The 14040-nt window shown below is 61.3% G+C and carries 9 protein-coding genes; 6 read left to right on the top strand and 3 right to left on the bottom strand.

The genetic code is table 11. The features are described 5' to 3' along the window. Positions 1-1308, bottom strand: a 1308-nt coding sequence (locus tag IAE39_RS26680) for a retention module-containing protein (RefSeq protein WP_201207487.1), incomplete at its 3' end; no start/stop codon positions are given. A gap of 996 nt (positions 1309-2304) precedes the next feature. Here IAE39_RS26680 and IAE39_RS26675 point away from each other — a divergent pair. After that, a complete protein-coding gene (locus tag IAE39_RS26675; protein WP_201207486.1) occupies positions 2305-4461 on the top strand; it encodes a type I secretion system permease/ATPase in 2157 nt (718 codons plus the stop codon). A 7-nt stretch (positions 4462-4468) separates the two neighbouring features. Further along, positions 4469-5827, top strand: a complete 1359-nt coding sequence (locus tag IAE39_RS26670; RefSeq protein ID WP_201207489.1) for an HlyD family type I secretion periplasmic adaptor subunit — start codon at positions 4469-4471, stop codon at positions 5825-5827. Positions 5828-6048: 221 nt separating this feature from the next. Here the strand turns inward: IAE39_RS26670 and lapD are convergent, their stop codons facing one another. Together lapD and lapG are read right to left on the bottom strand one after the other, a co-directional pair. Then, positions 6049-7995, bottom strand: coding sequence for a cyclic di-GMP receptor LapD (gene lapD / locus IAE39_RS26665; RefSeq protein WP_201207485.1), 1947 nt, complete (start codon positions 7993-7995; stop codon positions 6049-6051). Between the two features lie 10 nt (positions 7996-8005). Further along, positions 8006-8767 (bottom strand): cysteine protease LapG, encoded by a 762-nt coding sequence (gene lapG, locus IAE39_RS26660; RefSeq protein WP_201207484.1) that lies wholly within the window; start codon positions 8765-8767, stop codon positions 8006-8008. Between the two features lie 204 nt (positions 8768-8971). Between lapG and IAE39_RS26655 the strand changes: the two genes are divergently transcribed. The 4 genes from IAE39_RS26655 (at position 8972) to IAE39_RS26640 (ending at position 13858) form a co-directional block, all read left to right on the top strand. Continuing rightward, the gene (locus tag IAE39_RS26655; protein ID WP_201207483.1) at positions 8972-9661 is read left to right on the top strand and encodes a GntR family transcriptional regulator; all 690 of its coding nucleotides are present in this window, start codon (positions 8972-8974) and stop codon (positions 9659-9661) included. Positions 9662-9772: 111 nt separating this feature from the next. Then, positions 9773-10276: a sigma-70 family RNA polymerase sigma factor gene (locus tag IAE39_RS26650; RefSeq protein WP_201207482.1), complete on the top strand. Its 504-nt coding sequence runs from the start codon at positions 9773-9775 to the stop codon at positions 10274-10276. Between the two features lie 4 nt (positions 10277-10280). After that, a complete protein-coding gene (locus tag IAE39_RS26645; RefSeq protein ID WP_201207481.1) occupies positions 10281-11249 on the top strand; it encodes a FecR domain-containing protein in 969 nt (322 codons plus the stop codon). A gap of 194 nt (positions 11250-11443) precedes the next feature. After that, positions 11444-13858 (top strand): TonB-dependent siderophore receptor, encoded by a 2415-nt coding sequence (locus IAE39_RS26640; RefSeq protein ID WP_328825630.1) that lies wholly within the window; start codon positions 11444-11446, stop codon positions 13856-13858. Positions 13859-14040 lie beyond the last annotated feature (182 nt).

The raw sequence follows: 14040 nt of genomic DNA, 5'->3' as shown, positions 1-14040 counted from the left end.
CTGGAAGTCGACGCTGCCCTGGCTCTTGCCCGCCTCGATGGTGATGACCTGGCCGTTGGACAGGGTCACGGTCACCGGGGTCTGGGCTGGGTTGCTCAGGGTCACGGTGTAGGTGATCACGCCACCTTCGGTCACCGACGGGCTCGCCGTCAGGGTCGCGGTGGTGTTGTCGATCGAATCGTTGATCGTGGTTTGCGCTGGCGTCGGGTTCGGGGTCAGCTGCTCGAAGTTACCGCCAGTGGCGTTTTCGATGGTGACGCTGACGGTCGAACCGTTGTTGTAGACGTCATTCGCCGGGGTCTGGAAGTCAACGCTGCCCTGGGTCTTGCCCGCTTCAACGGTGATGGTCTGGCCGTTGGACAGGGTCACGGTCACCGGGGTCTGGGCCGGATTGCTCAGGGTCACGGTGTAGGTGATCACGCCACCTTCAGTGACGCTTGGCGAAGCTGTCAGGGTCGCGGTGGTGATATCGATGGTATCGGTAACCTGGGTAACCGCCGGCGTTTGCGGCAAGGTCACGGTCAGGCCGCCACCACCGGTGCTGCCCGTCACGGTCGCCGAAATCTGGCCACCGTCGATATAGGGGGTGTCATTCGCCGGCACCACGACATTGACGCTACCGCTGGTCTGCCCGGCCGGAATGGTGATCACGGCACCATTGGACAGGGTGATTACCAGGTTGGTAGTCGGCGCCTGGCCAACCGTAGCGGTGTAAACGATTACACCACCCGCTTCGCTGATGGAAGGGGTAGCGCCAAGAATCAGGTTGGTAGCAACATTGGTGTCCGTGGTCGGCGGGGTCACCAGGTTATTGCCATTGGTGTCCAGCAAGCCCACTTCTTCGCTATCGAGAACGGCAGCAAAGCCCAAGCCGTCAGTCGGGAAGCCAACGGTCGGATCAACCCGGCCCGCAGTTTCTTCGAGCATCACAAAGCTGTGGCCACCGCCCAGCGCGCCACCACCGCCCGCAGCGGACGGGCCGGCAGCAGTTGCTTCAAGCTCGGTAGTCGGGTCGACACCCGCGGCGATCGCCTGTTGCAGCTCTTCCACCGAAGGTGCGGCCTGGGCAGTCGCCTGGCTCAGGTCGGTGCTGCTGGCAGGGGCATCGGCGCTCCACTGGCTGTCACGCCCAAGGTCGAGCAAACGGCCATCAGCCAGTTCCAGCGTCACTGCGCCGCCAGGGCCGGTGAGCACTTCCTCACCCGCTAAGAGTCGATCCCCTTCAATGAGTACACGCCGGATGCCCTCTGGGGATACCGCAATAACCTGGCCGACAATGCTTTTGACGATGGCTACAACGCTGCTCATTGGACTCTCCGTGTGACCCGATGGGTACTTCCCTGCCAGAGCGGCGCTTGCCAGCCACTTCAGGCGGAACTATGTCGATGATCTCTTGACGTTTTTTGACGTCAATATTCCGTCTATAACTGTTTGGAATTACTTGACTGCCAAACTATTGACCTTATACCTGCCATCCTAAACAATCGGCAATGTAATGTCACATTGATATTTGTACCTTAGCCAAGCGTTTCTCGAGGACAAATGTCGTACATCATTGAACGCCTGTTAATTTGTCAGCCGACGTATCTTTTCATACACCGCGGCGGCCGAAAATGATGCGCTGACGCGCTCGACCAGAGGGTGTGACGACGGTTATTGGCGCCAGCCTTCAGGCGACCCTTCCACTGCCCGTCCATGAAGCACAAACCTTGCCGAAACGCGACCCGGCAGGGACCGTAAAGCCAGGCTCAACCAGCGCCACACACCTCATTCAAGCAGCACGGACACTCATCATCGGGCGAACCACAAGCAGTGATATGTCACATATCAAATAGATAGCGCTGCCATGCCCTGATACTGTCACCCCGATGATGAAAAACCGCATGTGATTATTCAACGCAGACGGCTCAAGGATGTGCTTTCTATAGATGAATTTTGACTAACAAGTTACAGCAACAAGCCAATTAACCAGCGCCTGTTTACTGACAGCGACTACGCTGGGTAAAAATGCCCCATTCAGCCCCTGGGCGGGTGGCGGGCCATGCGTGAGCCAGGTGTCAAAAGGAAGCTGGGCGGTTCAAAAATGAAACATTCATTGCCAAGCTACGTCTGGTAAAAATGAAGCACGTAGAATTGTTTACTCAACACCGATTCAAGGCGACCATTGGCCATCTGTTCGAGCATTGGGGGCGTTAACGCTCCTGTCAGCACAGCTTGGCAGCACCTTTGAATGCCAGGGTGAGCCGCCCGGCCTGAACGGCGGCGCACCTACCCTACCCACCACAAGGATGAAGAGAGCGCCGCGTGGAATCCGAAGTCAGTCGAGTCCAACTCAGCCACGATCCACGCAGTCAGCATGACGATCCCCTGCTGGATAGTCTGCTGAGCCTGTGTGTCCTGCACCAGAAACCCGCCAGCCGGGTCATGCTGACCACGGGCCTGCCGCTGCCTGCGCAGCGTTTGAGCCCCGAGCTGCTGCCCCGCGCCGCCGCCCGCGCCGGCCTGCAAGGGCGCCTGCTGCAGCGCAAGCTGGAGCAGATCCCGAGCATCGCCATGCCGGCCATGCTGCTGCTCAAGGAGGGCCGCAGCGCCGTCCTGCTGGGCTGGGAGAACGACGATACCGCGCGCCTGCTGCTGAGCGAGAGCGACGGCGGTGAAGTGCACGTCAGCCGCGAAGCCCTGCAAAGCGACTACAGTGGCCGGGTGTTCTTCGCCCAGCCGCAGCACAAGTTCGACGTCAACCATGGCAACCTGATCCCCCGGGCGAAGTCGTGGTTCCGCGACACCCTGCTGCGCAGCAAATGGCTGTACATCGATGCCATCGCCGCTAGCCTGGTGATCAACCTGATCGCCCTGGCCGCGCCACTGTTCGTGATGAACGTGTACGACCGGGTGGTGCCCAACCAGGCCACCTCGACGCTGTGGGTGCTGGCCGTCGGTATCGCCGGCGCCTACATCTTCGACCTGATCCTCAAGGGCTTGCGCGGCCTTTGCCTGGACCTGGCCGGCAAGAAGACCGACCTGATCATCTCGGCAACGCTGTTCGAACGTATTGTCGGCATGTCGATGAAGTACCGGCCGGCAAGGGTCGGCAGCTTTGCCCAGAACATTCACGAGTTCCAGGGCCTGCGCGACTTCCTCGCCTCGCTGACCCTGACCAGCCTGATCGACCTGCCGTTCACCATCCTCATACTGATCGTGATCGCCATCATTGGCGGCCACCTGGTGTGGATCCCGATCATCGCCTTCCCGCTGGCCCTGGGCATTGGCTACGCCCTGCAACGGCCGCTGATGGCGACCATGGAGCGGACCATGGCGCTGGCCTCGGAGCGCCAATCCAGCCTGATCGAGACCCTGGCCGGCCTGGATGCAGTGAAGGTCAACAACGCCGAAAGCGAACGCCAGTACATGTGGGAGCAGACCCTCGGCACCCTCAGCCGCCTGGAACTGCGCGTCAAGGTGCTGTCGAGCCTGGCGATGAACATCACCCTGCTCATCCAGCAACTGGCTGGCGTGGCGATGATCTGTGTCGGCGTGTACCTGATCATCGACGGCAACCTCAGCATGGGCGGCCTGGTGGCGTGCTACATGCTTAGCGGCCGGGCGCTCGGGCCACTGGCTTCGCTCAACGGTTTGCTTGCCCGCTACCAGCAGGCCAAGGTAACCATGGTCTCCACTGACCACATGATGGAGCTGCCGCAAGAGCGCAACTTCGAGGAGCGCCCGCTGAGCCGCAAGGTGCTGCAGGGTAGCGTCGAGTTCCGTGGGGTCGACTTCACCTACCCGAACCAGCAGAACCTGGCCCTGAAGAACATCAACCTGACCATCCGCCCAGGCGAAAAGGTCGGCATCATCGGCCGCAGTGGTTCGGGCAAAAGCTCGCTGGCCAAGCTTATCGTCGGCTTGTACGAGGCCGATGGCGGCTCGCTGCTGGTCGATGGCGTGGACATACGCCAGATCGACGTCAGCGAACTGCGCCATAACATCGGCTACGTGCCGCAAGATATCCAGCTGCTGGCCGGCACCCTGCGCGACAACCTGGTCAGCGGCGCGCGCTACATCGAAGACGAACTGATCCTGCAGGCCGCCGAACTGGCGGGCGTGCATGAGTTCGCCCGGTTGCACCCGGACGGCTACGAGCTGCAAGTGGGCGAGCGTGGGCAGAACCTGTCCGGTGGCCAGCGCCAGAACGTCGCCCTGGGCCGCGCACTGCTGCTCAACCCGCAGATTCTGCTGCTGGACGAACCAACCAGCGCTATGGACAACACCGGTGAAGAACGCCTCAAGCAGCGCCTGCAAGCCGTGGTGGAAGGCAAGACGGTGTTGCTGGTCACCCACCGCGCCTCGCTGCTGACGCTGGTAGACCGGCTGATCGTGATCGATCGCGGGCAGATTGTCGCCGACGGCCCGAAAGCCGCGGTCATGGATGCGCTGAAGAAGGGGCAGATCAGTGTTGCATAAGCTGGATATGGGGCAATTCAAGGACGGCTTGCGGCGCTATTTCAAAGGCTCCGACTCGCTCGGCGGCCAGCCGCTGCCAGAGGTCAACAAGGCCCTGATCGAGGACGCACCACGGGTGGTGCGGCTGACCATCTGGGGTGTGATCCTGTTCTTCGTGTTCATGATCGTGTGGGCCAGCGTTGCCCCCATCGACGAGGTTACACGGGGTGAAGGCAAGGCCATTCCGTCTTCCAAGGTGCAAAAGATCCAGAACCTGGAGGGCGGCATCGTTGCCGAGATCTTCGCCAAGGAAGGGCAGATCGTCGAAGTAGGCCAGCCGTTGCTGCGCCTGGACGAAACCCGCTTCGCCTCCAACGTGGGTGAAACCGAGGCCGACCGCCTGGCCATGGCCCTGCGGGTCGAGCGCCTGAGCGCCGAAGTGGGGGACACCCCGCTGAAGATCGATGAGGAGCTGCGCAAGGCGGCGCCTAGCCAGGCAGCCAACGAAGAGTCGCTGTACCAGAGCCGGCGCCAGCAACTGCAGGACGAGATTGGCGGCCTGCAGCAGCAGTTGGTACAGCGCCAGCAGGAACTGCGTGAATACAGCTCCAAGCGTGCGCAGTACGCCAACAGCCTTGAGTTGCTGCGCAAGGAAATCGGCATGTCCGAGCCGCTGGTGGCAACCGGGGCGATTTCCCAGGTCGAAGTGCTGCGCCTGCGCCGTGCCGAAGTGGAAAACCGTGGCCAGCTGGATTCCACCGCGCTGGCCATCCCGCGTGCCGAGGCTGCTATCCGCGAGGTGCAGAGCAAGATCGAAGAGACACGTGGCAAGTTCCGCAGTGAAGCGCTTACCCAGCTGAACGAGGCGCGCACTGAACTGAACAAGGCCACCGCCACCAGCAAGGCGCTGGACGACCGGGTGCACCGCACCATGGTCACGTCGCCGGTGCGCGGTATCGTCAAGCAGCTGCTGGTGAACACCATTGGCGGGGTTATCCAGCCGGGTAGCGACATCATCGAAGTGGTGCCACTGGACGACACGCTGGTCATCGAAGCGAAGATCCTGCCCAAGGACATCGCCTTCCTGCACCCGGGCCAGGAAGCAACGGTCAAGTTCACGGCGTATGACTACACCATCTACGGTGGGCTCAAGGCGAAGCTGGAGCAGATCGGCGCCGACACCATTACCGATGAGGACAAGAAGACCACGTATTACCTGATCAAACTGCGCACCGACCGCAGCCACCTGGGCACTGATGAGAAGCCGCTGCTGATCATTCCGGGGATGGTGGCTACGGTGGATATCATGACGGGCAAGAAGACCATCATGAGCTACCTGCTCAAGCCGATCATGAAGGCGCGTTCGGAAGCATTGCGCGAGCGTTAAGTAACAGATTCATGGTTGGGATGCTTTATGTGGGAGCAACTGTCTTGCATATACCTCCTGGCCAGCACTGGCACTTGTAGGAGCGGCCTTGCCGGGGCGCCGGACCGGTCGGATGGGCTGCGCAGCAGCCCCGGGGTTTTCGCACAGATGCACAAATTGCCGGGGCTGCTTCGCAGCCCATCGCGACGCAAGGCCGCTCCTACAAGGGATCGCGTGCCGCCTTAGCGCCAGGGCGCAGGTTCGCCTACCAGCTGCCCCTGAATCCCGCCTACACCCATCTCCTGCAGAACCAGGCGCTCCCCTTCGGTCTCCACCCGCTCGGCAATCAACGGCAAATCGATACTGTGCGCAGCACGCTGGATCGCTTCGATGAACAGCCGCTTGTGCTGTTCATGGTCGATATTGCGGATGTAACTACCGTCGATCTTCAGGTACGCCAGGCCCAGGTGCGCCAGGTTGCCGATCATGCTGAAGCGCCCGCCGAAACGTTGCAGCGCCAGGCCGAAGCCAAGTGCATGCAGGCGCCGGGTGAGTTGCTCCAAGGCTGCCTGCTCAGGCAACTGCTCTTCGCCAATCTCGAAAACCAGCCGAGGGCCGAGCGCCGCATTCTGGCCCAACAGCTCCAGGACACGTTGCAGCGCCTTGGGGTCGGCCAGAGTCGCGGCGGACAGGTTCAGCGCCAGCACCTGGTCATGCCCGCGCAGGTGAGCCAGCACTTTCTCGAGCACCAGCACGTCCAGGCGTGGCATCCAGCCGAAGCGCTCCAGCCAGGGCAGGAAGCGCCCCGCCGGCAAGGCCTCGCCCGGGCCATCCTGCAAGCGCGAAATCACTTTGTGGTGCAGTACCCGTTGCGCCGTTGCGCAATCCACCACCGGCTGGAAGAACAACTCGAAATGGCCGCTGTTGAACGCTTGATCGAGCCGCTCGTGCCAGGCATGCTGGCTGTCTGCTGCAACTGCCGCTACGCCCTGTTCAAGGCACACCCAGCCCGGTGTCGGCTGGTTCTCCGCGCGGGCCAGCGCTTCGTCTGCCAGTTTGAGCAACGCTTGTGGTGCGTCACCTGGGCTGTAGGGTGCCAAGCCGATACAGGCCACCGGGCGAACGTCACTGGCGCCGGTTTCATGCAGGCTGAGCAGCGTCGCTTCCAGCGCCTGGGCCAGCTGTACAGCCTCTTCATGCACCATGCCCGGCGCCAGCACGGCAAACTCGCCGCCGCGGCTGCGGGAAATCAGGTCTTTGGTTTCCGGATAGCCGGCACAGGTTCGGCGCAGCTGCTCGCCCACCGCCTGCAGCAACTGGTCTGTACGCTGGCCGCCAAGGCGGGCGTTCAGGCCGGCCAGGCCTTGGACCCGCAGCAACAGCAAGTAGCCGGCGCGAGCCTCTTCGAGGTTGCTTACCCGGGTATTCAGCTGCATTTCAAAATAACGGCGGTTGGACAGCCCGGTCAGGCTGTCCTGGTAGGACTCTGCCCGCAGCCGCTCGCTGCGCTCGGCCTGCTCGGTGAACAGCGCCTTCAGCTTTTCGACCATCTGGTTCATCGCCTGCACCACCCGGCGCAGTTCCGGTGTGCGTGGCAGCTCTGGCAGGCTGAGGAATTCACGGCGGGCAATGGCGTGGGACTGCTCGACCATGTAGTCCAACGGCCGCAACTGGCGGCGCAACAGCAAGGCGCCAAGCACGGCACTGGCCGCACCACACAACAGCAACCAGCCCAGGCTGCCCAGCGCGCTTTGCCAGAGCTTGCCGATGGCAAACATCGGGTGGCTGATCACCTCGACCCGCGCAGCCTGCTGCCAGCCACGGCTGACGATGGCGTCGCCACCCGCGGCCCCCAGGCCGATCAAATGCACGAACCAACTTGGCACACCGCCGGGGTCGGGCTCGGCATGGCGCTCTACCAACACGGCATTGGAGCCCAGGTCGACGACCTTGATGCTTGCGTAGTAGCCACTGTCGAAGATCGAACTGACCATCAGCTCGACCATCGCCGGGTCGTCGATGTTCGGCGTCAGCGACAGCGCCAGCGCGGTCGCCGCATCCTGGGCATGCGAACGCAGCTGGTTGACGTACTGGCTGCGCGAGCTTTCCAGGCTGACCATGAAACTGCCACTGAAGGCGACCACCAGGAACAGGCAAATAGCCAACAGCAATTGTTTGAACAGTGACATCTGTGCTCCTTCAGTAAACCGGCTCGGCCGGGAACCCTTCGGCCTGCATTTTCTTCAGCAAATCCTGCCAGCGGGAAAGCCGCTTGGTATCGCCGACCTTCTTGTTGCCAGCGGCCCCCGTCAGCCACAAGCCCTCGCCATTGAAGGCGTATACCGGCAGCAAGTCTGTCCGCTGGCTTGCCGGCTTGATGGCGTCCATCAGGCTATCGAGCACCAAGGGTTGCGCCTGTGGGCTTGAATAATAGGTCAGGACCATATGCGCCCGGTTCTGCCGCAGCGCCTTGACGTAGGTGATACGCAGTTTCTCGCTGGGGATGCCCATGCGCCGCAAGCTGAAATACTTGGCAATCGCGTAGTCCTCGCAGTCCCCGGCGCCTTTGATAAGCGCCTGCACCGGCGTGGCCCAGTAATCCACTTCATGCCACAGATCGATATCCTCGACATAACGCAGTTGCTGGTTGAAGAAGCGGTTGACCACCTGCAACCGGTCAAGCTCGCTCCCCTGGTTCTGCGTCGCCATCAGGTTCTGCCAGGCATCGATGCGGCCCTTTCCGGCCCCTAATGGGCCATACAGGGCCTGCGACTTGCGGCTGATCTGGGAAAAGTCCCAATCCGCGTGCAAGCCGCCCAGCAGCAAGCAGCCCAGGAGGGCGGCAAGGCAGGCACGTCGCACGAGGGTTTTCAGCATCCAGGATATCGCCACTGCGAAGCCCTGTTCAGGCCAGTCGAAAGCAGCGATGGTGGGGCTTGCCAAGGCAAAAGACAATGGCACCCTGCAATCATGCGCCCGCCTGTCAGCCCGCCTACACTTTCTGCTTATATCCTTCTATAGGCTGCTTCCTTTGACTGGCGACTTCATCCACCATAGCCGCGCTTTTGGGGCGCCCGTGCCAGTCGCGGCGCAGGTTTGACACCCCCACTTGCAGTCACTAGTGTCATTGGATCCAACTTTAGTCACCGTTAAGGCAGGCGTTACGTGGCCGACAAAATCAAATTGAGCAATGTGCTGGCCAGCGAGCAGCTGTTGCCGCACCAGGCCCGCGGCGTGATTGAAGAACGCCTGCGCAGTGCCATTCTTGATGGCCGCCTGCCGCCTGGCACTGCCGTGCGCCAGCAAGAGCTCGCGACCTTGTTCGGGGTCAGCCGCATGCCCGTGCGCGAAGCCTTGCGCCAGCTTGAAGCGCAATCATTGCTGAAAGTGGAAATGCACAAGGGCGCGGTGGTTGCACCCCTGATCGGCGAGGATGCGGTAGACACCTATGCCCTGCGCGTGCTGCTTGAGAGTGAAGCGCTGCGCCAGTCAATCCCTTTGCTGGATGCCGACGACATTGCCAGTGCCCGTGGCTATATCCAGCAATTGGAAAACGAAACTCGTCACAGTGAACTCGGCCGCCTGAACCGCCTGTTCCACATGACGCTGTACAGCAAGGCGACCAACAAGAAACTGCTGCGCCTGATCGAGAACGAGCTTAATGAGGAAGAGCGTTTCCTGCGCTTCCATCTCTCGTCCATGGGCCTGGGCAAGCTTACCCAGGACGATCACAACGCCCTGGTGGACGCAGCCAGCGACAAGCTGGTGGATGAAGCCGTAGCCATACTGGAGCAGCACCTCAATGGCGGTGCCCGGGTCATTCGCAAATATCTGGACAGCCGACCAGGGCGCTAGCCCACTGCAGGCGTTGGCCACGCTGTGAGCGGGCGGGTTGCAAATTGCTGCGGCGCCGCCAACAATGAGACTAATTATCATTAATGTCCATTGATGCCAGCGCCCTCGCCCATGCCCAGCAACGACTCCGTGCAAACGCTCTACAGTGACCACCACGGCTGGTTGCATGCCTGGCTACGCAGCAAGCTGGGCAACGCCGCTGATGCCGCCGACCTCGCCCAGGACACCTTCGTACGCCTGCTGCAGCGCCGCGAGCAGCTGCAGCTGAACACGCCACGGGCCTTTCTGCGCACGGTTGCACGCGGGCTGGTGATCGATCACTGGCGCCGCGAGGAGCTGCACAGGGCTTACCTCGAGGCGTTGGCCAATGTACCGGAGGCAGTCGCGCCCTCAGCCGAAACCCGTGAGCTGCTGCTGGAACTGCTGGAGCGCATAGCCCGTATGCTCGACGGCCTCAAGCCAAAAGTACGGCGTGCCTTCCTGTTGGCTCAATGCGAGGGGTTGAAGCACCAGGCCATTGCCGAGCAAATGGGCATCTCTGTGCGTACCGTCGAGCGTTACATTGCTGACGCGCTGTACCACTGCTACGTGCTGCGCTACGAAGACGAGCACTAAAGCAATGACCACCGCACAACCTGGCGCAAAGACGGTGAAACAGGCTATCCAGTGGATGCTGCGGCTGCGCGAGAGCGGGCATAGCCCTGCACTGCAACAGCAATGCGAGCAATGGCGCGGCGCCCACCACGAACACGAGCAAGCCTGGCAGCGGGTGATCCGCATGCACCAGGACCTTGACCTGCGCGCCATCCCTGGCGCCGGCCTGGCCTTGCAGACCCTGGAAACCAGCCAGCGACGCCTGCATCGCCGGCAAGCGCTGAAGCTGCTGGGCGGCGTAGCCATGGTCGGGACAGCGGTATGGCTGGGCAACGACCGGGATGCGCTCAACGCCTGGACAGCAGACTACGCCACAGGCACAGGTGAACGACGCAGCTTCACGCTGCCCGATGGCTCGCTGATGCAACTCAACACGCACAGTGCCGTGGACCTGGCTTTCAACGACCAGCAACGCCTGGTCCGCCTGAAACAGGGCGAATTGATGATTACCTGCAGCCAGGCGGGGAACATGCCACGGCCCTTGCGGGTACAAACCCGCGACGCCTTGCTGGAAGCCTTTGACGGGCGCTTTGTGGCCCGCCAGGACAGCGAGTGCACGCGTATCAGTGTCAGCCATGGCCGGGTAGCGGTCCACCGACCTGGCAATGAGCTTTTGCAGTGGATTGAGGCCGGCCAGGACTGGCGCGTGGATGCACAGGGTGCACAGCGGCTGGAACACTTGAACATGGACGCCATGGCTTGGAGCGAGGGGCTGATCGTTACCCGGGATATGCGCTTGTTCGATTTTCTTGCGCAGGTCAGCCGATATCGCCATGGCTATCTGGGCTGTAGCGACGAGATTGCCGATTTGCGCCTGTCGGGGGTATTCCGCCTTGATGACCCTGAGCAGTTGCTGCAGCTGCTGCCGCAGACGCTGCCTGTGCGCTTGCGGCAACGGACACGCTGGTGGGTGCGGGTGGAAGGGTTGGCCTGACAACGCGGCCGCTCCCACAAGGAATCGCTTAGCAGAGCCCGGTTTTTTGGCGGGTTTTGAATGTCGGTCCGGCTAGGACAGTAAGCGACACCCTCTGCCCTCAACTTTCCAACGGACCCCTCATGCCTATTGACCCGGTGTGCATGCACCCTTCCCCCACAAATGATTTTCGGCCTGTTTTGCACTCAGCACTTTTGCGCAAAGCTATTCGGGCTGCATTGCTCGGTACGGCCTTGGGCCTGACCGCTGCCCCGCACTTTTCCATGGCAGCGGAAACAGCCCAAGTCAGCCATCGCTACGCAATCCCGGCAGGCCAACTGGACGACGTGCTCAACCAGTTCGCACGCCAAGCCGGCATCACCCTGTCGAGCACTCCGCAGCTCACTGGTGGCCTGCAGTCCGGCGGACTTCAAGGCCAATATGTCACCGAACAAGCACTGCGCCAGTTGCTTAATGGCAGCGGCCTGCAGGCCGTAAGCCAGGATGGGCGCAGTTATGTGCTGCAGGCACAGCCTGAGGGCGCTGCCCTGTCACTGCCAGACACCGATGTGCGCAGCTTCACCCTCGGTAATGCCCTGGGAAGCACAGAGGGCTACAACGCCACGCACAGCCAGGTGGCGACCAAGACCAGCGTGCCGCTGGTGGAGACGTCACAATCGGTTTCGGTGGTAACCCGCCAGCAGATCGACGACCAGGGCTCGCAGACCGTTGCCCAGGCCATGCGCTATACGCCAGGCGTGCTGACCAACCCCTACGGTGCTACCCATCGCTATGACTATGTGGCCATGCGTGGCTTCAACGACGGCTCGGTGGACAACATCTATGTCGATGGGCTCAAGTCCATGGGCGACAACGGCACCTACAGCACCATGCAGGTGGACCCGTACTTCCTCGAACGCATCGACATCCTCAAGGGGCCGTCTTCGGTGTTATATGGCCGAAGCTCGCCGGGGGGCTTGGTGGCACTGACGACCAAGAAGCCGCTATTTAGCCCTTATCATCAGATCCAGGCCACGGTCGGCACCCAGGGCCAGCGCGGCATGGGTTTCGACTTCAGCGGGCCTGTGGATGACGATAAGCGCATTGCCTATCGCCTGACGGGTCTGGCAGATGCGTCCGACACACAGTTCGACCACAGCAAGGAAGAACGCTATGCCATTGCGCCGGCCATCAGCATCGACTTCAGCGAAGATACCTCGCTGACCCTGCAAGCTTACCTGCAGCACGACCCCAACGGCGGCTACCACGGCGGCAACCCTGCAGACGGCATGCTGCACCAGCGTAACGGCTTGCGCCTGTCAGATCACTTCTTTGAAGGCGAGCCGAGTATCGACAACTACGAGCGTACGCAACAGTCGTTCAGCTACCAGTTCGAGCACCGCTTCAACGATGTGTTTACTGCGCGGCAGAACTTCCGTTACCAGGATTCCGACGTGTCGATGGACCAGGTGTACTCCGCCGGTTGGGCAGATGCTGACAGCAATATCCTCAACCGCGCCTATACCGGTGGCGACGAACGCCTGCATTCGTACATCATCGATAACATGTTGCAGGCCGAGTTCTTTACCGGGGCTGCCAAGCACACCCTGCTGCTGGGTGCCGATTACCAACGGCGTAAAGCCGACGTGGCATGGCGTTATGGCACGGTAAACCCACTGGATGCCGGCAACCCGCAGTACGGCAATGGCAACCTCCAGGTGCTGGGCGAGAACCGCTACCAGCGGCGTTTGCAGCAAATGGGCGTGTACCTGCAGGATCTGGTGGAGCTGGACCAGTGGCGATTCTCTCTGGGGCTGCGTCAGGACTGGGTGAAGGTATCCGAAGAAAACCGCGACAGTGACACCAACGTCAGTGATCAGCGTTCCAGGTTCACTACCCGTGCTGGCGTGCTCTATCTGTTCGAAAACGGCATTGCGCCGTATGTGAGCTACTCGGAGTCGTTCAACCCCAATACGGTGTCCGATCAAAACGGACGCCCGCTGGCCCCTACCGAGGGTACGCAATGGGAAGCAGGTATCAAGTATCAGCCGCCGGGCAGCGACAATCTGTTCACCGCATCGGTATTCCGCATCGAACAGGAAAACCTTGCGTCGAAACAGCCGAACGAGGACTTCTATCGCCCTGTCGGCGAAGTACGCTCACAAGGGCTGGAGCTGGAGGCCCATGTGCAGCTGACCGACAGTTTGAAGTTGCTGGGTGGCTATACCTTCACCGATGTCGAGTATTCCAAGTCGATGCCGAGCTTGGTGTCGGGCAGCCTGGACAACAAGGGCAATTCGCCAACCCAGGCGCCGAAACAAATGTTCTCGCTGTGGGCGGACTACAACTTCCGCCAAGGGGCTCTGGATGGCCTGCGGCTGGGTGGAGGGGTGCGCTATGTGGGGTACAGCTGGGTGGATGCGGAAAACAGCATGAAGGTGCCCTCCTACACCCTGTTCGACGCATCGATCGGCTATGACCTGGGCAAGGTCGGCCTGACGGGTGTGGATGTGCGCTTGAACGCGAACAACCTTACCAATGAAAGCTACATCACCTCGTGTGCCAGCGTGAACTACTGCTACATGGGTGAGGAGCGGAATGTGAGTGCTACGGTAAGTTATCAGTTCTGAGCATACGGCGGCCGCTGAGTACCTGATCGCGACGCCAGGCCGCGTCTATACAGGGCATCGCCCAAGCCTTGGGGATTATGGCCCTGAAAAGACAAAGCCCCTGTCTGCATCGCAGACAGGGGCTTTGGGTTTGAATCTTGACGATGACCTACTCTCACATGGGGAAACCCCACACTACCATC

It is taken from the genome of Pseudomonas sp. S37, from assembly GCF_016658545.1.
GTDB lineage: Bacteria > Pseudomonadota > Gammaproteobacteria > Pseudomonadales > Pseudomonadaceae > Aquipseudomonas.
Note: the sequence above shows the minus strand (reverse complement) of the source record. Positions and strands in the feature narration are given on the sequence as shown.